The organism is Chromobacterium sp. W521 (genome assembly GCF_052805975.1).
Genome location: NZ_JBRBAF010000001.1, coordinates 435,790 through 460,545, shown reverse-complemented (window position 1 = coordinate 460,545; position 24,756 = coordinate 435,790). Strand labels below are relative to the sequence as shown.

The 24,756-nt window shown below is 63.8% G+C and carries 25 protein-coding genes; 15 read left to right on the top strand and 10 right to left on the bottom strand.

The genetic code is table 11. The features are described 5' to 3' along the window. The first annotated feature begins 206 nt into the window (after positions 1–206). The 8 genes from ACUXV1_RS02200 to gltX all read left to right on the top strand — a co-directional run bounded on the left by ACUXV1_RS02200 (position 207) and on the right by gltX (position 8,766). The gene (locus ACUXV1_RS02200) at positions 207–932 is read left to right on the top strand and encodes a YebC/PmpR family DNA-binding transcriptional regulator (protein WP_019099984.1); all 726 of its coding nucleotides are present in this window, start codon (positions 207–209) and stop codon (positions 930–932) included. Positions 933–1,255: 323 nt separating this feature from the next. Then, positions 1,256–2,146, top strand: coding sequence for a ribokinase (locus ACUXV1_RS02195; RefSeq protein WP_446014214.1), 891 nt, complete (start codon positions 1,256–1,258; stop codon positions 2,144–2,146). Further along, the gene (rbsD, locus tag ACUXV1_RS02190; RefSeq protein ID WP_019099982.1) at positions 2,143–2,541 is read left to right on the top strand and encodes a D-ribose pyranase; all 399 of its coding nucleotides are present in this window, start codon (positions 2,143–2,145) and stop codon (positions 2,539–2,541) included. The genes ACUXV1_RS02195 and rbsD overlap by 4 nt, the downstream gene beginning before the upstream one ends. A gap of 11 nt (positions 2,542–2,552) precedes the next feature. Next, on the top strand, positions 2,553–4,046 hold the full coding sequence (locus ACUXV1_RS02185; RefSeq protein ID WP_446014215.1) for a sugar ABC transporter ATP-binding protein: 1,494 nt from the start codon (positions 2,553–2,555) through the stop codon (positions 4,044–4,046). A gap of 66 nt (positions 4,047–4,112) precedes the next feature. Continuing rightward, positions 4,113–5,051, top strand: a complete 939-nt coding sequence (locus ACUXV1_RS02180) for an ABC transporter permease (protein WP_019099980.1) — start codon at positions 4,113–4,115, stop codon at positions 5,049–5,051. 62 nt (positions 5,052–5,113) lie between these two features. After that, on the top strand, positions 5,114–6,052 hold the full coding sequence (rbsB, locus tag ACUXV1_RS02175; protein ID WP_081554976.1) for a ribose ABC transporter substrate-binding protein RbsB: 939 nt from the start codon (positions 5,114–5,116) through the stop codon (positions 6,050–6,052). A 139-nt stretch (positions 6,053–6,191) separates the two neighbouring features. After that, positions 6,192–7,223: a substrate-binding domain-containing protein gene (locus ACUXV1_RS02170; protein ID WP_337882743.1), complete on the top strand. Its 1,032-nt coding sequence runs from the start codon at positions 6,192–6,194 to the stop codon at positions 7,221–7,223. 157 nt (positions 7,224–7,380) lie between these two features. Further along, the gene (gltX, locus tag ACUXV1_RS02165; RefSeq protein ID WP_081554974.1) at positions 7,381–8,766 is read left to right on the top strand and encodes a glutamate--tRNA ligase; all 1,386 of its coding nucleotides are present in this window, start codon (positions 7,381–7,383) and stop codon (positions 8,764–8,766) included. A 214-nt stretch (positions 8,767–8,980) separates the two neighbouring features. Here the strand turns inward: gltX and ACUXV1_RS02160 are convergent, their stop codons facing one another. The 3 genes from ACUXV1_RS02160 to ACUXV1_RS02150 all read right to left on the bottom strand — a co-directional run bounded on the left by ACUXV1_RS02160 (position 8,981) and on the right by ACUXV1_RS02150 (position 13,251). After that, positions 8,981–9,775 (bottom strand): TenA family transcriptional regulator, encoded by a 795-nt coding sequence (locus ACUXV1_RS02160; RefSeq protein ID WP_043631081.1) that lies wholly within the window; start codon positions 9,773–9,775, stop codon positions 8,981–8,983. Positions 9,776–9,871: 96 nt separating this feature from the next. Next, positions 9,872–12,295 carry a putative bifunctional diguanylate cyclase/phosphodiesterase gene (locus tag ACUXV1_RS02155; protein WP_446014216.1) on the bottom strand — a complete coding sequence of 808 codons (2,424 nt, stop codon included), beginning with the start codon at positions 12,293–12,295 and terminating at the stop codon, positions 9,872–9,874. Between the two features lie 446 nt (positions 12,296–12,741). After that, positions 12,742–13,251: a winged helix DNA-binding protein gene (locus tag ACUXV1_RS02150; protein ID WP_043631083.1), complete on the bottom strand. Its 510-nt coding sequence runs from the start codon at positions 13,249–13,251 to the stop codon at positions 12,742–12,744. Positions 13,252–13,407: 156 nt separating this feature from the next. Between ACUXV1_RS02150 and pxpB the strand changes: the two genes are divergently transcribed. The 7 genes from pxpB to pcp all read left to right on the top strand — a co-directional run bounded on the left by pxpB (position 13,408) and on the right by pcp (position 19,271). Next, a complete protein-coding gene (gene pxpB, locus ACUXV1_RS02145; protein ID WP_446014217.1) occupies positions 13,408–14,070 on the top strand; it encodes a 5-oxoprolinase subunit PxpB in 663 nt (220 codons plus the stop codon). Further along, positions 14,063–14,995 (top strand): 5-oxoprolinase subunit C family protein, encoded by a 933-nt coding sequence (locus tag ACUXV1_RS02140; RefSeq protein WP_446014218.1) that lies wholly within the window; start codon positions 14,063–14,065, stop codon positions 14,993–14,995. Before pxpB ends, ACUXV1_RS02140 begins: the two co-directional genes overlap by 8 nt. Next, entirely contained in the window at positions 14,980–15,717 is a 738-nt protein-coding gene (pxpA, locus tag ACUXV1_RS02135; RefSeq protein WP_019101006.1) for a 5-oxoprolinase subunit PxpA, read from the top strand. The genes ACUXV1_RS02140 and pxpA overlap by 16 nt, the downstream gene beginning before the upstream one ends. A gap of 63 nt (positions 15,718–15,780) precedes the next feature. After that, a complete protein-coding gene (locus tag ACUXV1_RS02130) occupies positions 15,781–16,494 on the top strand; it encodes a DUF969 domain-containing protein (RefSeq protein WP_019101005.1) in 714 nt (237 codons plus the stop codon). Continuing rightward, positions 16,491–17,477, top strand: coding sequence for a DUF979 domain-containing protein (locus tag ACUXV1_RS02125; protein ID WP_446014219.1), 987 nt, complete (start codon positions 16,491–16,493; stop codon positions 17,475–17,477). Before ACUXV1_RS02130 ends, ACUXV1_RS02125 begins: the two co-directional genes overlap by 4 nt. A gap of 142 nt (positions 17,478–17,619) precedes the next feature. Then, the gene (locus ACUXV1_RS02120; protein WP_446014220.1) at positions 17,620–18,630 is read left to right on the top strand and encodes a DUF2891 domain-containing protein; all 1,011 of its coding nucleotides are present in this window, start codon (positions 17,620–17,622) and stop codon (positions 18,628–18,630) included. After that, positions 18,627–19,271, top strand: coding sequence for a pyroglutamyl-peptidase I (gene pcp, locus ACUXV1_RS02115; RefSeq protein WP_081554967.1), 645 nt, complete (start codon positions 18,627–18,629; stop codon positions 19,269–19,271). Before ACUXV1_RS02120 ends, pcp begins: the two co-directional genes overlap by 4 nt. Before the next feature lie 6 nt (positions 19,272–19,277). Here the strand turns inward: pcp and crcB are convergent, their stop codons facing one another. The 7 genes from crcB to ACUXV1_RS02080 all read right to left on the bottom strand — a co-directional run bounded on the left by crcB (position 19,278) and on the right by ACUXV1_RS02080 (position 24,736). Then, the gene (gene crcB / locus ACUXV1_RS02110) at positions 19,278–19,667 is read right to left on the bottom strand and encodes a fluoride efflux transporter CrcB (RefSeq protein ID WP_446014221.1); all 390 of its coding nucleotides are present in this window, start codon (positions 19,665–19,667) and stop codon (positions 19,278–19,280) included. A gap of 205 nt (positions 19,668–19,872) precedes the next feature. Then, the gene (locus tag ACUXV1_RS02105) at positions 19,873–20,235 is read right to left on the bottom strand and encodes a roadblock/LC7 domain-containing protein (protein WP_019101000.1); all 363 of its coding nucleotides are present in this window, start codon (positions 20,233–20,235) and stop codon (positions 19,873–19,875) included. A 50-nt stretch (positions 20,236–20,285) separates the two neighbouring features. Further along, the gene (locus ACUXV1_RS02100; protein WP_019100999.1) at positions 20,286–20,918 is read right to left on the bottom strand and encodes a hypothetical protein; all 633 of its coding nucleotides are present in this window, start codon (positions 20,916–20,918) and stop codon (positions 20,286–20,288) included. After that, positions 20,915–21,463: a GTP-binding protein gene (locus ACUXV1_RS02095; protein WP_019100998.1), complete on the bottom strand. Its 549-nt coding sequence runs from the start codon at positions 21,461–21,463 to the stop codon at positions 20,915–20,917. Before ACUXV1_RS02095 ends, ACUXV1_RS02100 begins: the two co-directional genes overlap by 4 nt. Before the next feature lie 18 nt (positions 21,464–21,481). Further along, complete coding sequence (locus ACUXV1_RS02090) at positions 21,482–22,555, bottom strand: hypothetical protein (protein ID WP_081554966.1); 1,074 nt, start codon at positions 22,553–22,555, stop codon at positions 21,482–21,484. Positions 22,556–22,566: 11 nt separating this feature from the next. Continuing rightward, on the bottom strand, positions 22,567–23,952 hold the full coding sequence (locus ACUXV1_RS02085; RefSeq protein WP_446014222.1) for a type IV pilus assembly protein FimV: 1,386 nt from the start codon (positions 23,950–23,952) through the stop codon (positions 22,567–22,569). Next, positions 23,945–24,736: an MBL fold metallo-hydrolase gene (locus ACUXV1_RS02080; protein ID WP_446014223.1), complete on the bottom strand. Its 792-nt coding sequence runs from the start codon at positions 24,734–24,736 to the stop codon at positions 23,945–23,947. Before ACUXV1_RS02080 ends, ACUXV1_RS02085 begins: the two co-directional genes overlap by 8 nt. Positions 24,737–24,756: the final 20 nt, after the last annotated feature.

Below are 24,756 nucleotides of genomic sequence, written 5' to 3'. Positions count from 1 at the left end.
AGATTCCAGGGGGATTCGAAAAGCCTGCTGGCAGCGTTGATTCCGTGCTCGCTCGCTGTACCCCTTGTGTTTAGGCCTCTGTGCGCGGTGCGCCTTGCTCTCGAGACGCTTGCGACGGTATTCGAGGTCCCCTCAAGTTCTGATAGAATAGGCGCCAATTTTGACTGAAAGGTCCGTAGTGGACCGGACAACAGACAGAGGCAACTATGGCAGGTCACAGTAAATGGGCTAACATCCAGCACCGCAAAGGTCGTCAGGATGCCAAACGTGGCAAGATCTTTACCCGCTTGATCAAGGAAATCACCGTTGCGGCCAAGATGGGCGGCGGGGACCCCAATATGAACCCGCGCCTGCGCCTGGCGGTGGACAAGGCCAAGGCCGAGTCCATGCCCAAGGACAATATCGATAACGCGATCAAGCGCGGCACAGGTCAGTTGGAGGGCGTCGATTATGTTGAGTGCCGCTACGAGGGTTACGGCATAGGCGGCGCGGCGGTGATGGTGGACTGCCTGACCGACAACAAAACTCGCACGGTGGCCGATGTGCGCCACGCGTTCTCCAAGTATGGCGGCAATATGGGCACCGACGGTTGCGTGTCTTTCCAGTTCAGCCATTGCGGCTACCTGGTGTTCGCGCCGGGCGTGGATGAGGATGCCTTGATGGAAGCCGCGCTGGAAAGCGGGGCTGAGGATGTGGTCGCCAACGACGACGGTTCCATCGAAGTAATCACCGGTCCGTACGAGTTCTCCGACGTCAAGAGCGCGCTGGAAGCCAAGGGCTTCAAGGCGGAAATGGGCGAAGTGACGATGAAGCCGCAGAACGAGACTGAATTGTCCGGCGATGACGCCGTGCGCATGCAAAAACTGCTGGACGCGCTGGAAGACCTGGACGATGTGCAGGATGTTTACACTTCCGCGGTGCTGGACGAGTAAGGGCCTGTTCAAGGGCTTGCTCTAGTTCGCGAGATCGTAGACACATTCTAAGCGCCGCTGCGGCGGCAGGAAAAAAGCTCCCTGAGGGGAGCTTTTTTTGCGTCTGGACTAAGCGTCCGACGTGTAGTTTCCTCGCTACATCGGAGCGCGGCCGCCGTCAAGCGTCGCCGATGCGCTTCGCGAGGACTGTTGCATTTGCTGAACAGATTGAGTTTATCGCTTCCGGCCTGTAGGCAGCTCTGCTATAAAGCGTCAGCTGATTACGTTTTAGCAATGGATGCCGTCGACTAAGGCGCGCGTCGCTTGATAACGATGAGGAAATTATGACCCGGGTCCTGGTTGTGGGCAGCGTGAATATGGATCTGGTGGTGGAGGCGGAACGCTATCCACGGCTGGGTGAAACCTTGTTTGGCAAGCGCTTTGCGTCCTATCCGGGCGGCAAGGGCGCCAATCAGGCAGTGGCCGCCGCGCGGCTGGGCGCGCAGGTGACTTTGCTGGGCTGCGTGGGCCGCGATATGTTCGGTTCTCAGCTCAAGGAGACGTTGCAGGGCGAGGGCGTGGATATTGGTCGCCTGCGCGAAACGGACGTGGCCACCGGGCTGGCGACGATCACCCTGGCCGAGGGGGACAACGCCATCGTGGTGGTGCCCGGCGCCAACCATGAGTTGCTGCCGCAACATCTGGATCAGGACGAGCAGGCGTTTCGCTATGCCGACGTGGTGCTGGCGCAGATGGAGGTGCCGCTGGCCACGGTGGAGCGCGCGGCCGAACTGGCTCAGCGCCACGGCAAGCCTTTCTTGTTGAATCCGGCGCCGGCCCATCCGCTGCCGCCCAGCTTGCTGGAGCGCACCGCCTTGCTGACGCCGAACGAGCATGAGTTGGCGCAGGCTCTGGACGAACGGGGCGGGGACTGGCAGGCGCTGATGCGCAAACTGCCGGGCAGGGTGGCGATGACACGTGGCAAAGACGGCGCTTATTTCTGCCGCGCCGACGGCAGCCTGCATCACCAACCCGGCTTCGCGGTGTCCGCGGTGGACACCACCGGCGCCGGCGACACCTTCAACGGCGCCTTGGCCGCGTTCTGGCCGCAGGGTCTCGAGGCGGCGATGGCACTGGCCTGCGCCGCGGCGGCCTTGTCCGTGACCCGCGCGGGCGCGCAAAGCGGCATGCCGACGCTGGCCGCGCTGCAACAGATGTTGAAGGAGCAGGCATGAAGCGGCTGGGACATCTGAACCGCGATATCGCGCGGGTATTGGCCAGCATGGGTCATACCGACAGCCTGGTCATCGCCGATTGCGGCCTGCCGATTCCGCCCGGCGTAGAGTGCATAGACCTGAGCCTGCGCTTGGGCGTGCCGGAGTTCCCCAGCGTGTTGGACTCCATCCTGGCGGACTTCAAGGCGGAGCGTGCGCTGTTCGCCGCCGAGTGCCTGGAACACAGTCCGGCTGTGGAAGTGCTGGCCAACGATATGGCCGCGCACGGCGTGGCGGTGGAGTACGTGCCGCATGAGGAGTTCAAGCGCCGCTGCCGCGAGGCCAAGGCGGTGATCCGCACCGGCGAATGCACGCCGTACGCCAATGTGATCCTGTATTCCGGCGTGATCTTTTGAAGGGGCGGGCAATGAAGGTAAGCATGCGCGGCATCAGCAAGGCCTTTGGTCCGGTCAAGGTGCTGGAGGCGGTGGATTTCACCGTGAAGGGCGGCGAAGTGCATGCCTTGATGGGCGAAAACGGCGCCGGAAAATCGACCCTGATGAAGATTCTATCCGGCGTGCACCAGGCCGACGCCGGAGAAGTGCTGCTCAATGATCGGCCGGTGACGATCCGCTCCACCACCGAGGCCGAGGCCCACGGCATCGCCATCATCCACCAGGAACTGAACCTGATTCCGCAGCTGTCGGTGATGGAGAACCTGTTTTTGGGACGCGAGCGCGAGCATAGCCGCTTTGGCGTGATCAATCGCGCCGGCATGCGGCGCGAGGCGAGCCAGATTCTGCAGCAGCTGGGCGCCGGACGGATTGATCCGGAGACGGAGGCCGGACAATTGTCCATTGGTCAGCAGCAGATGGTGGAAATCGCCAAGGCGATGTCCCTGAACGCCAAGGTGCTGATCATGGACGAACCAACCGCCGCATTGACCGAGCGCGAGATTGAAGCGCTGTTCGTCTTCATGGAGCAGCTCAAGCAACGCGGCGTGGCGATTGTCTACGTGTCGCACCGGATGGAGGAGATCTTCCGCGTTTGCGACAAGATCAGCGTGTTGCGCGACGGCTGTTTCGTCGGCGAGCGTCAGATCGCCGCCACCGATTTCGACGAGGTGGTGAGGCTGATGGTGGGTCGCGAGATCGGCGACCGTTTTCCCAAGCGCGCGTCCGCGCCCGGCGCGGTGCGTTTGGAAGTGGAGCGTCTGGCCGACGACGGCAGGATTCGGGACATCGGCTTCGACGTCCGCGCGGGCGAGGTGCTGGGTGTGGCCGGGTTGATGGGCGCTGGGCGCAGCGAGATTCTCAACGTATTGTTTGGCGTCAAACCGCGTCGGCAGGGGCGGGTGCGGCTGGACGGCGCGGAGCTGGACATCCGCCGTCCCGGCGACGCCATCGCCGCCGGCATCGCCTACGTCACGGAAGACCGCAAGAGCCAGGGCCTGGTGTTGGGCATGTCGGTGCGGGAAAACGCCACCTTGGTTCATCTGCGCCGCCACGCGCGACTGGGGGTGGTGAGCCGCCGCTCCGAGAACGAAGAGGCGCAGCGGCTGATTGAGCAATTGCGCATCCGCACCCGCGACGCTGAACTGGATGTCAAATCCTTGTCCGGCGGCAATCAGCAGAAGGTGGTGTTCGCCAAGTGGCTGGCGGAGCCGCCCAAGCTGCTGCTGCTGGACGAGCCGACGCGAGGCGTCGACGTGGGCGGCAAGGCCGAAATCTACCACATCATCAATCAACTAGCCGCCGCCGGCGTGGCCATCGTCATGGTGTCGTCCGAACTGCCGGAGGTGATGGCGATGAGCGACCGCATCCTGGTGATACACGAGGGCCGCCGGGCCGGGCTGTTTGAAGCCGCTTCGGCGACGCAGGAAGACATCATGGCCGCGGCGGCCGGCGCGACGGCGGACTGAGCGCCGCCGCGCATTGAATATTCAGGTCGCGCCCATTGGGCGCAAGCAAGGGAAACGGTAAGCAAGATGACCCCGCAACAAAAAGCAACGCTGCAAAAACTCGGGCCTTTCATCGCCCTGCTGGCGATCTGCGCCGGCTTGTCGGTGATGAGCGCCGACTTTCTGACCATGGGCAATCTGCTCAATGTGATGCGCCAGGTCTCCATCAACGCGCTGATCGCCTTCGGCATGACCCTGGTCATCCTGCTGGGCGGCATCGACCTGTCGGTGGGCTCCATCCTGGCGTTGTCGTCGGTGCTGACCGCGATGCTGCTGCAGGCCGGCGTGGATCCGCTGCTGGCCACCCTGTTGGGCATCCTGTCCGGCGCGCTAATGGGCTGCTGCAACGGTCTGGTGATCAGCAAGGGCAAGGTGGCCCCCTTCATCGCCACGCTGGCGTCGATGACGATTCTGCGCGGCCTGTCGCTGGTGGCGTCCAACGGCAGCCCGATCACCGGCTTCGGCAGCGATATGTTCTCCATGTTGGGCGGCGGCTATGTGGCCGGCGTGGTGCCGGTGCCGGTGGTGTGGATGCTGCTGATGTTCGCCGGCTTCTGGTTCATGTTGAAGAAAACCGTTTTTGGCCGCCATGTTTACGCGACCGGCGGCAACGAGGAGTCCGCGCGCCTGTCCGGCGTTAAGGTGGATCGGGTCAAGATCTGGGTCTACACCTTGTCCGGCGCGCTGTCGGCGATGGCCGGCGCGGTGCTGACTTCGCGCTTGAATTCGGCGCAACCCACCGCTGGGGCCGGCTATGAGCTGGATGCCATCGCCGCGGTGGTGCTGGGCGGCACCAGCCTGACCGGCGGCCGCGGTTGGATTGTAGGCACGCTGATCGGCGCTTTGCTGATCGGGGTATTGAACAACGGCCTGAATCTGCTGGGCGTGTCTTCGTTCTACCAGCAAGTGATCAAGGGCGTGGTGATTCTGCTGGCGGTGCTGTTGGACCGCAGCGGCAAGAAGTGAGAACGGGCCCGCCGCCGGCGGGCGCGTAGCGCAAGCGACCATTACACAAGGGGAGTTCCGATATGCAACGCTTAATCAAGCCTTTGGTTTTCAGTGTCATCGCGGCCAGTCTGATCGCCTGCACCAAGCAGGGTCCGGCCGACGGCGCGTCGGCTGGCGCCAGCGCGCCGGCCGCGGCCTCCGGCCAACCGGTGGTGGGCCTGGCGGTGTCCACGCTGAACAATCCGTTCTTCGTCTCGCTGCGCAAGGGAGCGGAAGACGAGGCGGCCAAAGAGGGCGTGCGCCTGATCACCGTGGACGCGCAGGACGATTCCGCCAAGCAGCAAGCCAGCGTTGAGGACCTGATCCAGAAGAAGGTGAGCGTGATCCTGATCAACCCCACTGACTCCTCCGCCGTCGCCAATGTGGTGAAGGAAGCGGTGAGCAAGGGCATCAAGGTGGTATCGCTGGATCGCAGCGTCAACGGCGCGGAAGTCAGCGCTCATATTGCCTCCGACAATGTGGCCGGCGGCAAGATGGCGGCCGACTTCCTGCTGCAGAAGCTGGGCGGCAAGGGCCGGCTGGTAGAGCTGGAGGGCATTCCCGGCTCCTCCGCGGCACGCGAGCGCGGCCAGGGTTTCCACGCGGTGGCGGACGGCAAGGCCGAGGTTAAGGTAGTGGCCAAGCAGCCGGCCGATTTCGACCGCGCCAAGGGCTTGTCGGTGATGGAAAACATTCTGCAGGGCAATAAGGACGTGCAAGGCGTGTTCGCTCATAACGACGAAATGGCGCTGGGCGCTTTGAAAGCAATTCAGGCCGCGGGCCTGAAGAACGTTGTGGTGGTGGGCTTTGACGCCACCGCCGACGCCGTGGCTTCGGTCAAGGCGGGGGGGCTGGCGGCCACTGTGCAGCAACAGCCGGAGTTGATTGGTCAGTACGGCGTGCAGACCGCCAAGAAGCTGATCGATGGTCAGCAGGTGGAGAAATTCATCCCGGTGCCTTTGAACCTGGTCAAGCAGTAAGCCGGGGAGGCCGCTATCGCTCTGGCGACGGCGGCCCGCTTGAGGTAAGGTTGCCAGCAATCGGCGGCCCCGCCCCGCGCTTGCGCAGGCCGGGGCTGTTTTGCAATTGAGTTTCGGGCGGCGGGCATGGCGCCGCCGCATGAGGAATAGGCTGTCGATGAGCGGCTACAAGCGTTTGACCATAGACGATATCGCCGAACTGGCCGGCGTGTCGCGCACTACCGCCAGCATGGTGCTCAACGGCCATGCCGAGCGTTATCGTATTTCCCGGGCGACGGTGGAGCGCGTGGAGAAGGTGGCGCGCGAGCAGCATTTCAACCCTTCGCAGTCGGCGCGCTCCTTGCGTTCGCGGCGCAGCAATTCGGTGGGGCTGGTGATTCCGGATCTGACCAACTCCGCTCACGCGGCGCTGGCCCAGGCGATGGAAGAGCTGTGCCGCCAGCGCGACTATCAGATGCTGCTGGTGACCAGTGACGAAGACCCACGGCGCGAGGCCGAGGTCATGGCCCATCTGGCGGCGCGGCAGGTGGACGCGATGATCGTGGTGCCGTGCACGCACGAGGCCAAGTCCTACCAGAAATGGGTGCGGCGGTTGCCGCTGGTGTTTGTCGACCGCAGGGTGGACGGCAGCGGCATTCCGTCGGTAGTGACCGATGGTTGCGCCAGCGTGGAGCGGCTGGTGGGCGACGCGTTGGAGCAGGGCGTGTCTGAAGTGGTGTTCTTCGGCGGCCAGGCAGAGTTGTCGCCCAGCCGCGATCGCTTGCAAGGCTACCGCCAGGCCTTGACGCTGCATGGCGTGGAGGAAAAGCCGGGCTGGGTGTGCCATCGAGACTACCTGCGCCGCTCCGGTTTCGAACTGATGCAGCAATGGCGGCAACAGCATCACCGCTTGCCGCAGGCGCTGTTCACCGCCTCGGTCTCTTTGCTGGAGGGCGCGCTGGCCTTCCTCAATCAGCACTGCGGCCTGGCCAACGCGCCGCTGCGCCTGCTGACCTTCGACGATCACTCCTTGCTAGACTGCTTGCCGTTGCGCGTCGACGCCATCGTGCAGGACAGCCGCGAGATGGCGGCGCGCAGCCTGGAATTGGCTTTGGCCTTGCTGGAAGGTCAGGCCCTGGCCGAGCCGGAGTCCTTGGTGCCGGCCAGTCTGCACCGGCGTTGGCCGGCTTAGAACCTGTTTGCGATCTACTTTTAGCCCGAGAGAGCGTAAATACGTTCTTAAGGGGCTTGCGCTGGCAGGGAGGGCGTTTCCCACAAACCCTGGGGTTTGCTGCCGCTTCGTCAGCCGGCGTACAATAGCCGTTTTACGTTTTCGAGCCTGAGTCACCATGATCCGTACCCGTTTCGCTCCCAGCCCCACCGGTTATCTGCACATCGGCGGCGTGCGCACCGCGCTGTTTTCCTGGGCCTACGCCCGCAAGAACAAGGGCGTGTTCGTGCTGCGCATCGAAGACACTGATCTGGAGCGTTCGACGCCGGAATCGGTGAAGGCGATTCTGGACGGCATGCACTGGGTGGGCCTGGACTACGACGAAGGCCCGTTCTACCAGACCCATCGTTTCGACCGTTACAAGGATGTGATCCAGCAGCTGCTGGCCTCTGGCCACGCTTACCTGTGTTATTGCAGCAAGGACGAGCTGGAAGCGATGCGGGCAGAGCAGGAAGCGCGCGGGGAGAAGCCGCGCTACGATCGTCGCTGGCGTCCGGAAGCCGGCAAGACCTTGCCGGCGATCCCCGCGGACGTGGCTCCCGTGGTGCGTTTCAAGACCCCGCTGGACGGCGTGGTGGCCTGGGACGACGCGGTCAAGGGCCGCATCGAGATCGCCAATCAGGAACTGGACGATCTGATTATCGCCCGCCCGGACGGCAGTCCGACCTATAACTTCTGCGTGGTGGTGGACGACTGGGATATGCAGATCACCCACGTGATACGCGGCGATGATCACGTTAACAACACCCCACGCCAGATCAATATCCTGAAGGCTTTGAACGCGCCGCTGCCGGTGTACGGCCATCTGCCCATGATCCTCAACGAGGACGGCCAGAAGATGTCCAAGCGCCGCGACGCGGTCAGCGTGGTGGACTACGCCGACAAGGGCATCTTGCCGGAAGCGCTGCTGAACTACCTGGCGCGCCTGGGCTGGGGCCACGGCGACGACGAGTTCTTCAGCATGGAGCAGTTCGTCGAGTGGTTCAGCCTGGAGGCGGTGAGCGCGTCCGCCAGCCGCTTCAATCATGAAAAATTCATGTGGCTGAACGCCCAGCACATCAAAACCGCCGACAACGGCCGCCTGGCCGAGCTGATCGCGCCGCGTTTGGCCGCCGCCGGCGTCGAGCTGTCCGGCGGGCCTGCCATCGAGGACGTGATCGCTCTGGTCAAGGAGCGGGTGCAGGATTTGAACGCGCTGGCGCTGGAAGTGGACTACTTCTATCGCAAGCGGGAAGCCGCGGCGGCCGACGTGGACAAGCATTTGTCCGGCGACAGCGTGGCGCGCATGGGGCGTTTCGCCGACAAGCTGGCGGGTTTGGACACCTGGTCCGCGGAAGCCATCCACGAACTGTTCAAGCCGTTCTGCGCGGAAGAGGGCATCAAGATGGGCCAGCTGGGCATGCCGCTGCGCGTGCTGGTATGCGGCACCACGCAGACCCCTTCGGTGGACGCGGTGCTGGCCTTGATCGGCAAGGATGAGGTGTTGCGTCGCCTGCGCGGCTAAACCGGTCCATAGAGGCAAAGTAAACCGCCCTGCAAGTTTTGACTTGCGGGGCGGTTTGTTTTACGGCTGGCTCTGTTTCCGGTCATTGCCCGCTGCGCGGGGGCGGCTGTGCTTGGCGAGTACGGTTGCGGGATGTTTGCGCCGGTCTTGCGCGTTCCGCCTTTGCTGCCTAAAAGCCTTCCCCTCCTTTGCTCGCGACGCTTTGAACAGGCTGTCAGGCCAGCGCCGGCTCAGCGCAGGCGCGCGGGCAAGTTTCCTGCGCGGGCTGGCTCATGTAATGATCCAGCAGCAGGCGCATGTAGCGGTGGCTCTGACAGATCGCGTGGCGCAGTTCCGCCACTTGCCGCGAGCTTGGGTCTTCGCCCACCAGCGTGACGATGATTTCCAGCGCCTCCCACGGGTGCTCGTCGTCGTAATGCGCGTGAAGCGCCAGCCACTTCATCGCTTTGGCGCGTTTTTCCTTGGGAAACTGCCGGGCGTAATCCTCTTTGGAGCAAACGGCGGCGCACCATTCACCGGTAGCGCCTTCGATAGCGTAATTGGTGGCGGCCATCGCCACCTCCAGCGATTCACGCTCGCAGACCTGATTGCACCAGTGGCTGAGACTCAGCGTTTCCAGCGCCTGGGGGTTATGCAGCAGGCTGTCGGCGTCCACGCCGGACGCGGCGGCCCATTGTACCCAGTGGTCTGCGTGGTTTTGCTCCACGCGGATATTGCGGATCAGGTAGCGGCGCGCCATATCGTGGCCGCGATGTTGGCCGTAGCGCACTTTCAGCAGGTTTTTGGCCATGTATTGCGGAAACTGTTCGATTACCGGCCAGCCGCCGCGCAGAAAGGCCTGGTGGACGGCGACGGGCAGCACGCCGTCGCGCATCTGCCGGAACAGCTCGTGCTCCACCACCTGGCGCTTGAAGGCGTCGCAGTGACGAACCATCTCCCGTGTCCATTCCGGATAGCTGTGGAGGTCCATCAGCGGGCCGCTCCTGACAAAACCGATCTCTTTACTCATCGTGTCCCCTTTCCTTAGAAGCAAGGCCGGGCCAAGCCGGCCAGACGCGGCGGCCTGTCGGCCGCCCTGATCCGGCCTGACGATCAGGCCGGTAGCCTATTGCTGTCGCATTCGGTGATCGCCGCGCGCATGACGAAAGCCGAAGGGCTCCGGCCGGCTCAGGTGGAAGCCCTGGGCGTAGTCCACGCCCAGTTTGCGCAACTCGGCCACGATCTCGGGCGTATCCACGAATTCGGCGATGGTGCGCTTGCCGGTGACGTGGCCGATGTGATTGATCATCTCCACCATGGCATGGTCTATCGGGTCCGTCGCCATCTCCCGGACGAAGCTGCCGTCGACTTTCAGGAAGTCCACCGGCAAGTGCTTCAGGTAAGCGAAGGAAGACATGCCGGTGCCAAAATCGTCCAGCGAGAACAGGCAGCCGATTCGGCGCAGTTCGTGGATTAGCCGCTGTGCGGCTTCCAGGTTGGCGATGGCGTTGGTCTCTGTGATTTCGAAGCAGATCAGTTCCGGTGGGACGCCGCTGCGTTGGAACTGCTGCTGCACGAAGGCGAGGAAGCCGTCGTCGCACAGGGTGGAGCCGGATAGATTGATCGCGCAGTGTCTAATGTCCTGATTGCCGGCGCGGTGCAGGAGCGCCAGCTCCTGAAACACTTTTTCCACCACGATGCGATCGATTTCGGTCATCAGGCCATAGCGCTCGGCGATTGGCACGAACAAGCCCGGGGGCACCTGGCTGCCGTCGTCGGCGTTGAGGCGCAGCAGCACCTCGACATAGCGTCCGCGCTCCGGATGGGCGGCCAGCGGGACGATGTCCTGAGCGTACAGGGTGAAGCTGTCGTCGCGCAGGGCCTGGCGCAGCCGCTGCACCCAGTCCATCTCGTGAAAGCGCGCCGACACTTCGGAATTGTGAGGAATGTGCAGTTGGATGCGATTGCGGCCTTTTTCCTTGGCCATGTAGCAGGCGATGTCGGCCGAACGCATCACCTCGGCCAGCGAGGTGTCGGCGTCGGACACGCAGACCAGGCCGATGCTGGCGCTGATGGAAAATTGGTTGCCTTCCCACTGGAAGCTGCATTCCATGATGGCCTGGCGCAGATTATTGGCCTTGGCGATGGCGGATTCCACCGAGCTGTTGCCGAGCAAGACGCCGAACTCGTCGCCGCCCAGCCGCGCCAGCGTGTCCGAGGCGCGCAGTCGCCGCGCCACCGAGCGGCTGATCTGACACAGGAGTTCGTCGCCGGCGGCGTGGCCGTAGGTGTCGTTGATCAGTTTGAATTGGTCCAGGTCAATGAACATCAGCGCCAGCGACGCCTCGGCTTGGTCCAGTTGTTTGATCGCCTTGATGGCGCGGGTTTCGAACTCCCTGCGGTTGACCAGGCCGGTCAGGGCGTCGTGGCTGGCCTGCCAGGACAATTCGTTGATGTATTGCTGCTCCGCGGTATTGTCATGCAGCACCAGCACGATGCCGTATTGCTCGCCGTGGCGGTCGCGAATCGGCGCGGCCACCAGGCTGACCTGCAGCGGAATCGCGTTGTGGCGCAGCATGTTCAGCTTGGGATAGGTGCGGCTGGTTTCGTCCTGGCGGCAAAGCTCGGCAAAGCGCAGCGTGCTGTCGGTTTCTTGCCCTTGTTTGATCAGGCTGAGCAGTTGATCGAAGTGCAGGCCCAGGCTTTCCGTCTCTACGTGGCTCAGCATGTGCTTGGCGCTGTTGTTCAGATAGATCACCTCGCCCTGCATGTTCAGCGTGATCACCGCGTCGCCTATCGATTGCAGCGTGATCTCGGCGCGTTGCTGCTCCGCTTGCAAGGCGGCTTTGTAATTGTCCGAGGCCTGAATCAGCCGGCGGATCTGCAAAATGGTCAGCAGCACCAGCAGCATCCCCGCCATCAGATTGGCGCTCCAGACCGCCTGGCTGACTTCGCGGGAGGCGTTGCCCAGCACGCGGGAAAAGCCCTGGGCCGGCGCTTTCACCGCTTCGTTGATTTCGACGATCTGAGAGGTGAGAGCGGCTTTGTCTGCCTGGCTCAAGGAGCCGTCGGCGTAGCCTTGGCGCAATTGCTCGCCGATGGTCTGAATTTCCTGCAGGTAGTAATCGCCTATTTTCCAATAGCGGATGGCTTCGGCCAGGTAGCTGATGCGGTGAAACCACAGATAGGCGCGGATGATGTTTTCAATGTCGTCTGGATGGTTGCCGCCGTCCAGGAAGCCTTGGCGCGCGGTGTCCAGATCCGGCGGTTTGCGATCCAGCGCCAGCCGGGCCCGGTGGTCGCCCAACTGGATGGAGATCGCCAGCCGGTAGCGTTGGAAATCGTGGTCGGACCCGGTCTGGGCGTAGCGGGTCAAATGGTAGATGGAGTCCTTCTGCGCTTTCGACCATAAGCCTTCCCCCGCCACGTAGGCTCTGGCGGTGGAAACCACATAGAGGCTGAACGCGCTTAGCGCCACCTGCATGACGACGATGAGCAAGAAGGGCAGCACGACAAAGAGCAGCTGTCGGTTGGCGGTATTCGACCTCATGGCGGTTCCGGCTGATGAATATGGTAACTATGCGGCTAAATGGTCCCCATCAAGCGCCGACGCCGACGTCTCTGGCCCGAGCGGCGAGCCGACGCCGCAGTTGAATTCGGAGTCTGCCTGTCGCGGCGCACCCGCCAACGGGCGGTATTTCACCGGTCTAAGTGCTGGTGTATGGCGTTTTTATCATCCCATTCGAAATTATTCAATATTTTTTACAACTATATCGAATGTTTATTTTAGATGAGAAGGTTTGATAATAAATGAATAGCCTAATTTCTCTGGGCTTGCCGTTGGCTTGATTGGATTGGTATCTGGGAACGGGAAGAGTCTGCGCCGGCGCGACCGGCGGCAAGAGCGGCGTTCGCCCAAAATGGCGGGGCAAGCATGTGCCGCGCTTGCCGCGCGAGTTTTTCTCCAGGCGCGGCGGTTCGCAGATCAACCAGCGCTTACATAGAGGCCGCGTCGCGCGAGGCCTGGTCGTACAAGCTGGCCAGCATGCGCAGCAATTGCGCGTTGTCGCCGATATCCGCCTGTTGGCCGCCGTTGTCGATCAGCGCGTTGATCAGGCATTGCTCGCGCACGTCGCGGTAGCGCTGGCACAGTTCAATGCCGGCCTGGGTCGTGGCGAACAAGGCTTCCTTCCCCACTTTTTCGCTGCCGACATAGCCCATTTTCACCAGCTTCTTCAGCGCGTAGGACACCACATGAGTGTCCTCGATGTTCAGCACGAAGCAAATGTCCGCCAATTTCTTGCTGCGGCCGCGGTGGTTGACGTGATGCAGCAGGGACACTTCCATCGCGGTCATATCGCTCTCTCCAGCGGCCGCCATGCAGCGGGTCATCCAGCGATTGAAAGCGTTGTTGGCCACGATCAAGCCGAATTCGAACTCGGATAGCTCGGCGCAACGCTCGGAGACCAGATGCGATGAGGAGACGATGTTGCGTTGAGCGTTCATGGACGGGTCCGGAGACGAAGTGGCTTGGCCGGCCAGTATAACAAAACGTCATTTGCGCTGGACATAGCCAATAAATACAAATAATTTATAGATGTTTTATCCGCAAAATAACAAATACACGCACCGCGAGGCGGGCGGCTGCAAATGGAGAATGGTTTGGCATCGAACTCAATGCGCTATTACCTGCTGGGCGAGCGGGCCGCTGTATTGGAAAGCGTTAAGCCGGCCGATCTGGCGTGTCAGCGACGCATTTGGTGGCTGGCGCAAACCTTGACGGGTGCGTCTGGGCTGATCGACGTGGTGCCCGGCATGAACAATCTCACCCTGATCTTCGACCCGGACGCCGGCGACGGCGAGGCTTGGCTGGGGCGCTTGCGCCGCGGCTGGGCGGAAGCGCAAGAGGCCGCGCCGCGTGTGCGGCGGGTGGATGTGCCGGTGTGCTACGGCGGTCGCCACGGTCCGGATCTGGCGATGGTGGCGGCGCATGCCGGCTTGAGCGAGGCGGAAGCGGTGGCCGCTCATGCTTCGGCGGACTACGTGGTGTACTTCCTCGGTTTTCAGCCCGGCTTCGCCTATATGGGGGGACTGCCCGAGCGGTTGGCCACGCCGCGGCGCGCTGAGCCCAGGCTGGCGGTGCAGGCCGGCTCGGTGGGCATTGGCGGCGGGCAGACCGGCATCTATCCGGCGACCAGTCCCGGCGGCTGGCAGATCATAGGCCGGACTCACCTGACATTATTCGATTCGCGACGCGCGGAGCCGTCTCTGTTGCTGCCAGGCGACTGCGTGCGTTTTGTGCCGCGGGAGGACGGAGATGATTGAAGTTACGCAGGCCGGCATTCAAAGCACGGTGCAGGACCTGGGCCGGCGTGGCTTGCGTCACCTCGGCGTCGCGCAAAGCGGAGCGCTGGACGCGCCGGCGCTGATCATGGCCAACCGTCTGTTGGGCAACGCCGCGGACGCGGCTGGCATCGAGGTGGCTTTAGGGCCGTTTGGCGTCCGCTTTCTGCGCGATGGCTGGTTCGCGTTGATGGGGGCGGACTTCGGCGCGGATCTGGACGGCGAGCCGGTGTGGAGCGGCTGGCGCTATCCGGCCCGCGCGGGGCAGCATTTGCTCTTGCGCGGCTGCCGTCACGGCATGCGCGCTTATCTCGCCTTGGCCGGAGGCATCGACGCGCCTCTGGCTCTGGGCGCGCGCGCCACCGATCTGCAAGCGGGTTTTGGCGGCTGGATGGGGCGGGCGCTGGAGGTCGGGGACCAATTGCCCTTGGGGCCGGCGCTTGCGCTGTCTGGCCGGCTGGGCCGGCGCAATCTTGGCTGGACGCCGTTGTTGCGCGCCTTGCCGGGCCCGGAATGGCAGCAGTTCTCCCGCGCGGCGCGGCAGGCGTTCAGCGAAGGCGAGTGGACGGTGTCCGCGCAGAGCAATCGCATGGGCTATCGCTTACAGGGCGAGGCCTTGGCGCGGGAGGCCGCCGGAGATTTGCCGTCCCACGGGGTTCTTCCCGGCGTAGTGCAGGCGCCGCCGGGCGGTCAGCCCATTGTTTTGCTGGCGGACGCGCAGGCGACGGGAGGCTATCCGCGCATCGCCTGCGTGATTGAAGCGGATTTGTGGAAGCTGGCGCAAGCGCGGCCGGGGGCCAAGCTGCGTTTCGAGATGGTGGACGCGCAACAGGCGGCGGCGGCGCGCTTACGTCTGCGGCAGTGGTTGCAGGGACAGGATTGGAGTCAGGCATGCAGATCGATTTGAACGCCGACATCGGCGAGGGTTGCGGCGACGACGCGGCGATCATGGACCAGGTCAGCTCGGTGAACATCGCCTGCGGCTGGCATGCGGGCGACGCCGAAACCATGTGGCGGGCGGTGCGGGACGCGACGCGACGCGGGGTGGCGCTGGGTGCTCACCCAGGCTTTCCCGACCGCGAGCATTTTGGCCGCAAGACGATGCAGCGCGCGCCGGAACGGGTATATCAGGACGTGCTGTACCAAGTGGGCGCGTTGGAGGCGATGGCCCGGGCAGCCGGAACGCGGCTGCGCCACGTCAAGCCGCACGGCGCGCTGTACAACCAGGCGGCGCGGGATCCGGCGCTGGCCGACGCCATCGCCCGCGCGGTGAGGGATTTCGATCCCGAACTGCGGCTGGTGGGTTTGGCCGGCGGAGAGTCCGGCCGCGCCGCGAGGCGTCACGGCTTGCAAGCGATAGAAGAAGTGTTCGCCGACCGCGCTTATCTGGCCGACGGCAGTCTGGCGCCGCGCGGAATGCCGGGCGCGGTGATCGAGGATGCGGAGCAGGCTTTGCGCCAGACCCTGGAGCTGGTGTTGCGAGGACGAGTAGCCACGCTGGACGGCGGGGAGTTGGAGATTCGCGCCGACAGCGTTTGCCTGCACGGAGACGGCGCGCACGCGCTGGAGTTCGCAAGGTTGTTGCGTCGGCGCTTGGAACAGGAGGGCGTGGGCATCATGGCTTTGTGAGCCTTATCCGGAAACTAGAGCCGTCCGCAGGCGGCCATTTCCATCATACAAAGGAGAAACTGCATGGATCTTGCATCCTACCTGCCCCTGGTGGGCATTCCCGTGGTTGTGGCGGGCTTCGCGTTGCGCTTCAATCCGCTGCTGGTGGTCACCGCCGCAGGTCTGAGCACCGGCCTGGCGGTCGGCATGGATCTGGGCGCGCTGTTGGAAACCTTCGGCGAAAAATTCCTCAATAGCCGTCAATTGGCCACCTTTATTCTGATCCTGCCGGTGATCGGCCTGTTGGAGCGCTATGGCCTGAAAGAACGCGCACAGCAATGGATAGCCGGCATTCGCAGCGCCACCACCGCGCGCATCCTGATGCTGTACTTCGTGGTGCGCGAGCTGACCGCCGCGCTGGGCCTGATCAATCTGGGTGGCCACGCCCAAACTGTGCGCCCTTTGCTGGCGCCGATGGCCGAGGGCGCCGCGGCCAATCAGCTGGGGGAACTGCCGCCGGTCTTGCGCGACCGCATCCGCGCTCATGCCGCCGCCTGCGACAATATCGCGGTGTTTTTCGGCGAGGATATCTTCATCGCCTTTGGCGCGGTGTTGTTGATGGATGCCTTCCTCAAGGAAAACGGCATCGCCAATATCGAACCGCTGCACATCGGCCTGTGGGCGATTCCCACCGCCGTCAGCGCGTTGATCATCCATATGGCGCGCTTGGCGCGGCTTGACGCCAGATTGCAAAGCGATATCGCCGCTTGGCGCGCTCAACAGGAGGCTGCGGCATGAAGGCATGGTTCAGCATCAATGACATTTATTATCTGATCGGCATTGTGGTGATGCTCTTGGTGGGCATGACGCTGCGCGACCGCGGCAATCCCAAGCGCTATACCACCGCCTTGTTCTGGTTCTTGTTCGGCTCCACCTTTTTGTTCGGCGACTTGATAACGGCGGTTCTGGGCAAGGCGATGGCCTATCGCCTGGTGGGCCTCATCGTGATCGCGCTTGCCCTGTTGGCCGGAGCCGGCTGTTTGGCGTCCGGCAGTTATAGCCAAAGCAGCGATCAGCAGCGACAGGAGGCCGCCAGCCGCCTGGGCAACAAGATTTTCCTGCCCGCCTTGTTGATTCCGCTGTTGACTGTGGCTTGCACGGTGTTGCTGAAGGATGTCGGGATTGGCGGCGCGGCCTTGTTGGATCAGAAGCATTTGACCTTGGCCGCCTTGGCGGTGTCCTGCGTCTGCGCGCTGTTGCTGGGATGGAAGCTGACTGGAGGCACCCCGCTGCAGGCGGTGCGCGAATCGCGTCGTCTGGTGGACTCCATTGGTTGGGCCGCCATCCTGCCGCAAATGCTGGCGATGCTGGGAGGGGTGTTCGTCGCCGCCAAGACCGGCCAGGCGGTGCAAGAGGTGGTGGGCCTGTTTGTCGATCCGGACAACCGTTTTCTGCTGGTGGCGATCTACTGTATCGGCATGGCGCTGTTCACCATGATCATGGGCAACGCCTTTGCAGCGTTTCCGGTGATGACAGCCGGCATCGCGCTGCCTTTCCTGATCGTCGGCCAGCATGCCGACGCCGCTCCGTTGGTGGCCATCGGCATGTATTCCGGCTATTGCGGCACGCTGATGACGCCCATGGCCGCCAATTACAATATCGTGCCAGCGGCCTTGCTGGAACTGAAGGACAGATACCTGGTGATCAAGACTCAGATTCCCACCGCGCTGGCCTTGCTGGGCGTGAATATTCTGTTGATGTATTTCATCGTGTTTCGCTAAGAACCTGTTCACGATCTGTTGCGCGGTGGCGATACGGCGTTGAAAACCCCTTCGAAATGCTCATGTGCCATGTGTACATTCCGCTTTCTCAGCTGTTTTCGCCTTGTCTCGCGAGATCGTGAACAGGCCTAAAGGAGGCTGAATGAATCCGCAACAAGCTTCCGCGCTGGCGGCGCTGCCGCTGGCCGGCCTGGTTCGGGAGTATCCGAACTTTCTGAGCCACTTGCTGAACGGGCCGGATGATGCGCGCACGCCGCGCAGCCTGCATCCCGTGTTCTACGGCTGCTACGACTGGCACTCGGCCGTGCATGGCTTCTGGCTTTTGGCGCGCCTGGCGCGTCGTTTTCCACGTTTGCCGGAGCAGGCTGATATCGCCGCTCTATTCGCCAGCCATTTTTCGCCGCAGGCTTTCCAGGCAGAGGCGGACTACTTCGCCGCCCTGGGCCGTACAAGCTATGAGCGGCCTTATGGCTGGGCCTGGTTGCTGGCCTTGGCGCAAGAGCTTGAGGCCTGGGAGGCGCCTCAATCCGGTCAATGGCGCGAGGCGATGCGGCCGCTGTTGACTTTGATCCGTCAGCGCTGGCTTACGTTTCTCCCTTTGCAGGATTATCCGATCCGCAGCGGCGGGCACGCCAACACCGCCTTTGCCTTGTTGCTGAGCCTGGACTATGCACGCGCCGCCGACGATGCCGAGCTGGCGCAGGTGCTGGAGGCGGCAGCCCGGCGTTATTTCCTGTCCGATGTGGATTATCCGGCGCGCTTGGAGCCAAGCGGCGATGATTTCCTATCTCCCTGCTTATGCCAGGCTTTGTTGCTTAGCCGGCTGTTGCCGGCCGAGCCGTTTCGCGATTGGCTGCGCGCTTTCTTGCCCGATTTCCCGCGAAACGCTGTCTTGCTGAGTCCGGTAAAGGTCAGTAACGGCTCGGACCCCAAGATCGGCCATCTCATCGGCTTGAATTTGAGCCGCGCCTGGTGTTTGCGCCAGTTGACGGCGGCGCTGCCGGCGGACGACGCTTGGGGGGCTTTGTTGGGCCAAAGCGCGCGGGCCCATCTGGACGCCGGCCTGCCGCACGTGGTCAGTGGTCATTACACTGGGGAGCATTGGCTGGGGACTTTCGCCTTGCTGGCTTTGGACGAGGGAGAGCTTGAATGAGCAAGATCGTGTTGTTGACGGGTTTCGAACCGTTTGGCGGCGAGAGCGTGAATCCGTCATGGGAGGCTGCGAGCCGGCTGGATGGAGAGTCCTTGATGGGCGCGGTGGTGGCTGCGAGGCGGCTGCCATGCGTGTTCGGCGAGGCCTTGAGCGTTTTGCGCGGAGAAATGGCCGCATTGCGGCCGGCGCTGGTCGTGGCGGTGGGTCAGGCGGGCGGACGCCCCGAGCTATCCTTGGAGCGGGTGGCGATCAATGTGGACGATGCCCGCATCGCGGATAATGCCGGCCATCGGCCGATAGACCGGCCGGTGGTGCCGGGGGGGCCAGCCGCTTATTTTTCCACTTTGCCGATCAAGGCGCAGGCGGCGGCCTTGCGCGCCGCCGGCATTCCAGCGGCCGTGTCGCAAAGCGCGGGGACCTTTGTCTGCAACCATGTGTTCTACGGCCTGATGCACGCCTTGACCGGCGCGCCCGCGCGCGGCGGTTTCATCCACATTCCCTATTTGCCGGAGCAGGCCGCCGCGCATCCGGGCGCGCCCAGCATGAGCCTGGAGATGATAGTCGCCGGTCTGCGGCTGGCCTTGGAAACGGCTTTGACCGCGACGGAGGACATTGTCGAGACGGGCGGGGCGACCCACTAGACGGCATCATCCCTTGAGCGCGCGCAGCCAGTGCCAGCTGGCGATGCCGGTCAGGGTGGCCAGCAGCGAACCGCCGACGTGAACGGCGACGGCGGCCAGCGCCGGCAACAGCCGTTGTTGCTGCAGCAAGGCGATGACTTCGGAGGAGAAGGTGGAGAAGGTGGTCAGGCCGCCGCAAAAGCCGGTGATCACCAGTAGCCGCCATAGCGGCGACACCCCCGGCGCGCTGGCGAAGAAGGCGACGGCTAGTCCGATGATGTAGCCGCCGATCAGATTGGCGGCCAGCGTGCCCGGCGGCAGGCTGGGCCATAGACTGTTCAGCTTGACGCCCAGCGCCCAGCGCAACAAGGCGCCCAACGCTGCGCCGACGGAGATGGCGAGTATGGTTTTCCACATGGAGTCGAGTCTTGCGCGGAAGCAAAACCGTATTGTGCCGGCCATGCGCCGCCAAGCATAGGCCTGCTTGTTAGAACCTGTTCAAAGTCTGTTGCGCTTCGTGGAGCGTTGCACGGTGAGTACAAGCTCAAAATGCGCATGTACCACCCGACCATTCCGCTTTTTCGCTCGTTTTCGCCTTGTCTCGACCCTGCTCGCGAGGTTCTCAGAGAATTTCGGCAATGCTGCGCGCCGCGCGTTTGGCGTCGAGAAAAATCAGACCCAGCTTGGCCTCGCGCCGTGCGATCACGGTCAGCACCGCGTCCGGGCTGGCGTGGCTCATCAGAATGTAGCCGTGCTCTCCCTTGACCATCACTTGTTCCAGCCCGCCACGCGCCAGTTCTCGCGCGGTGCGCTCGCCCAGCGAGAGCATCGCAGCGGCCATCGCGCCGACCCGGTCTTCGTCAACCTCCTGCGGCAGCAGCGCCGCCATGGTTAGGCCGTCGGCGGAAATGATGGCGGATGCTTCTATGTCGGCGGTTGCGCCGTTGAGGTCGCTCAGGATGGATTTGAGCATCTGTTCACGCATGGTGTTCTCCAGGGTTTTGTTCAATGCGCCGGCCGTAGCGCGGCCGGGGTTCAGGCGTAGCGGCGCGCCAGCAACTCCACCAAGCCCACAAAGGCTTCGCTTTGCAGCCGAGGTTCGCCGCCTATGATCAACGCGAAGGCCTGCTGCGCCACGTGCAGGGGGTAAAAAGCCAGTTGGCTGCGGCCGGCCGGGTCCACCGCGGCCCAGGCGGCGCTGCCCAGATTGAGATGGTTCTTGAGCAATAGATGATGCCGGCGGCTCAATGACATCAAATCGCCGGCCAGCGCGGCAATTTCCTCGGCGGTTTCGTGGTGGAAGCCTGCGGTGGCGTAATAGAGGCCGTTATCGTCGGCCAGCAAGGCCTGACCGCTGCCGGACAAAGCCTCCAGAAGCTCCGGCAGCTGGCTTTCCAGGTTGCCGGCGAGGGCAGGCCGCGGTTCCGCGGTGCCGTGCACGAATTCCAATCGTTGCAATCGATAAAGGGTGGCCAGCGCCTGTTCCAACTCGTCGTCGCACCATTCGCTGAGCAAGGGTTCGCTCAGCGGCACCGCATGGCCAAGCCGCAGGATGTTGAACAGCAGGCGACGGGTCAGGTCGGCTTCGGCTCCCGCCACGGCGTAAAAGGCGCCGGCCGGCGTGGCCATCGGGTAGAGCGGCCCGCTCAGCCGCAGTTCTTCGTTCATTGCGGTTCTCCCAGGCCAGGGTCTATCGAGTACAGCAGCGCCAGCAGCAGTTGTTTGATGTCTTCGCGGCGGCGGCAGTCCACTTCGAACACTGGCGCGTTCAAGCCGCGCGCGGCGAGGGCTTCGGCGTAGACGTCGGTGGCGGACAGCGGCGCGAGATCGGTCTTGCTGACGCCCAGCGCCAGCGGCGCGCGGCGCAGCAGCGGTTCGAAGGCGCGCAGGAAGAAGCTGAGATCCTGCAGAGGGTTGGCGCGGCTGTGGTCCAACAGCAGGATCAGACCGATGCTGCCGCGGCTGACGATGTCCCACATGAAGTCGAAGCGTTCCTGGCCGGGGGTGCCGTAGAGGTGGACCTTGGTGTCGGCGTCCAGGCGCAGCATGCCGTAGTCCAGGGCTACCGTGGTGTGGTCCTTGCGATGCAGGGTCATGTCGCTGGCCTTGGCGTCGGTGCGGATCGGGGCGATGTCGCTGATGGCGGCGATGGCGGTGGTCTTGCCTGCGCCCACGGGGCCGGCGAAGAGGATTTTGTTATCGGGGCTGCGCATGATGGAAGGTCGAGAGGCTCACAAGCGGGTCACTTTTTGCAGGAGTCGGGACAGGAAGCCGGCGCCGTCTGGGCGCAGGGGGCCGGTCGGCGTCGAGCCGGGCCGCACCGGCGCGCTGGATATCACTTTCAGAGGCGGCGCATCGCTGCGCCAGTCCAGCAGGCCCAAAGCATGGGCCGCGGCCAGGAAGGTGCAGGCGTGTTCGGGGTCCACGCGAAGCAGCCGGATGATGATGCGCAGCGTGGCCGGCGTTTTGGTCAGCAGCGCGCTTAGGCGCGTCGCATCCGGCAGCGCCTCCAACCGGGTCAGATTGGGCCATTGCCTCAGCCGCAGGGGGGTGTCGGCGCCGATGCCGGCGGGCAGCCGCCCCTGGCTGCTCCAAATCGCCAGTTGCCATAGCAGCGCCGGTAACGGCTGGGTGACGACGCCGGCGCTGGCGCCTGCGGCCTGCGCCTGTAATGCGGGCGCATCCTGCCGACACAGCTCGCGCAATTGCTCCGCGGGCTGCAGGCATTGCGCTTGTGCGCGGTCCGGACGCAGCCATAGCAGCGGCCGGCCCTCCACCAGCAATAGCGCCGGCCGCGGTTGGCGGGCCAGCCGCGTGGTCGCGCCGAGCAGGCCGCGGCGCGGGTCGAAACGGGCGATGGAGATCGGCGGCATGGAAGACGGAGGAGCCGGTGCGGCGGCCGGTTCGGACCGGGGCGCCGTAGCCGGCAGCGGGTCCGTCGCCGGAGCGCGTGTCGGAATAGGTGCGGGCCTCAGCGCCGCTTGCAGTTGGGGAAACAGGGATTCCACCCGCAGCGGTTTGGTCAGCGTCGGAGCCGGGGCGTGTTCCGGCGGCGTAGAGGCGACGATCAAGGCGGGCAGCTCTGGGTGGCGGAGGCGGAATTCTTCCCAGGCTTGCCAGCCGATTGGACTGTCGATATCGACGATGGCCAGGTCCGGCAGGTGTTCGCCGGACGAGGACTCCAGCAAGCGGTAGCGTATGCTGTGGTGCAAACGAAAAGCCATGCGAAGCAGGGCCAGCTTGCGGTCGTCCATGCCGACGGCGAGCACGGCGATATCGGAGGCGGGCGGGGTGGGGCGCGGCATGGGCGTTTTGCTCAGGCGGCCAGCATGCGCCGATGGGCGGCGTCGGCGTCGGCATCGAAACCGGCCAGTTGCGCGCTGACCTCCAGCGGCAGCCGCGTCACATGCGAGCGCAGCTGCTGTAAAAGCCAATGGAAGCGAGCACGGTCGTCTTGTCGACGGTAAAGCTGTAGCAAAGGCGGATAGTTGGCGGCGTCCTCCGGCTGGCTTAGCACAGCCTGCTCCAAGGTTTGGATAGCCATATCGACCTGACCTTCGCTGAGGTAGGCGTCCGCCTCGCTGCGCGCGTCGACGCTCTCAGCCGGCATCTTGACGGTTTGGCGCGTGACCAGCGGCCGGCGCAGAGGCGCGGAGGCGGGCGGCGCGCCGCTGAAGCCGAAACTGCGGCCGATGCGTTCCAGCTCCGGCCGTGCGGGGCGTTGCGCCAGCAGATCCAGCACCGGGTGGGCGCCGAGCAGCCAACCCGCGTGGATCAATTGTTCTTTGAGGCTTACGCCATGCTCGCCCAGCGCCAAGTGGAAGCGCCAGAGCGTCCGCGCGTAGCGCGGTAATTGGCGCTGTCGGTAATGCACATACAGCAGGTCCAGTAGATGCGTCAGCGAGTGAGGCCGCAAGGCCAGCGTCTGCTCTAACGCCGTGGTTGCGGCAGCGTATTCTTGCCAGCGCAGCCAGACCTTGGCCCGGCGTTCGGCCGGCAAGAGCGCGGCGATGACGTCTTTCTCTCTTTCGTTCAGCGGGAACAGCGGGGCGCAGCCATGCAGCAAGGCTTGGGGCCGTTTGGCATCGATGGATGGCGACGGCGACGGGCGGGAGGGGGGGATGGCCGCCGTTGTCTCCTCCGTGGCTTCTTCCGACAGGTCCGGCGCGTCGTCGCCCAGACGCAGGCCGATCTCCTCCGGCCCCCAGCCCAGTCGCTGCTCCGCCAATACTCGCAGGGACAGGTGGTTGCGCTCGACGCGAAGCCCGGCCTCCACCGCCTGCTCCAGGGCTTCCCGTCCTATCAGCGCCAGATCGTGCTGGCGTTCCAGCATCAAGGCGTAGTCGTCCAGCGCCCCGGTTTGCAAGTATAGGCCGGCCAGCCTTTGAAGCTGCTTGCCGGAGTGCGGCGCCAGCCGGTCCACGTAGTGGCGCAAGGCTTGCGCGGCCTGTTCCAGATAGCCGAACTCGATGAAGATGTCGACTTCGGCGAGCGAATCGAGCTCATCCACCTGATAGGGCAGCTCGGCGTCGCCGGTGTCCGCAGGCTCCGGTTCCGCCATCTGTATGTCGGCGTTCCGCGCTTGCGCGGCGCGGTCGCGGCGCGCTTGCCAGCGCAGCGCGGCCAGCAAGCTCAGTAGGCCCATGATCAGCGCCAGGCCGGCGACAAGGTCGAAATTGCTCTGCGGCAGCCAGTCAGTCATGAGAGGGCACCTCGCGAGGCGGCGGCGTGAAATCGGCGGGGCTGATCAGGTCGGTGCCGCACTCCAGGGTTTCGAACCAGTCCAGAAAGCGCTTCACCATGGGCTTGCCCTGAAAGGAAGCGCCGTGTTGCGGCACGATCCACTCAATGTCTAACTGACGGACCATTTCCACCCATAGCCTGCAAGCCTTGTTATTGGACATATAACGCCGATGAAAGGCGAGCATGTGGCTGTCATGCAGATGGGCATCGAAATCGCTGATCGGCAAGCCGGCGGCGTGCCCGTCCATCAGCGAGGCGCCGATATCGCCGGAAAACAGGATTTTGCTGATTGGATCGTAGATCTGAAAAAAACCGACGGTGTGTAAGTAATGGGCCGGGACGATTTGCAGTTCCGCGCCGCCCAGCCTCAGCCACATGCCGCGCGGCGGAATCGCCACCAGCCGGCCGGCTGTGGCCCCGCGCATGCAGAAGTGGGGCAAGAAGCGGGTCCATTCTTCGGCGATGATCACCTGAGCGTCGGTGATGAGCAGCCAGCCGCCCACCGAGGCGATGATGTCCGGGTCCTGATGAGAGGCGAATATGTAGCGAGTGTGCGAGGGCAGGAAGTAGTCGGCCAGTTCCGCGATCAGGTGCTTGTAAGTGAGGTTGCCGCCCGGATCTAGCAAAATGCCCTCGCCTTGGTCGATGATGGCGAACTGGTTGGATTGTATGCCTTCGCCTTGCACCAGTTCGGTGAAGGCGACGCATTTGTGATTGCCGTCGTCGTAAAGCACCAATGCCATAAGTCGCCTCATCAAGCCGG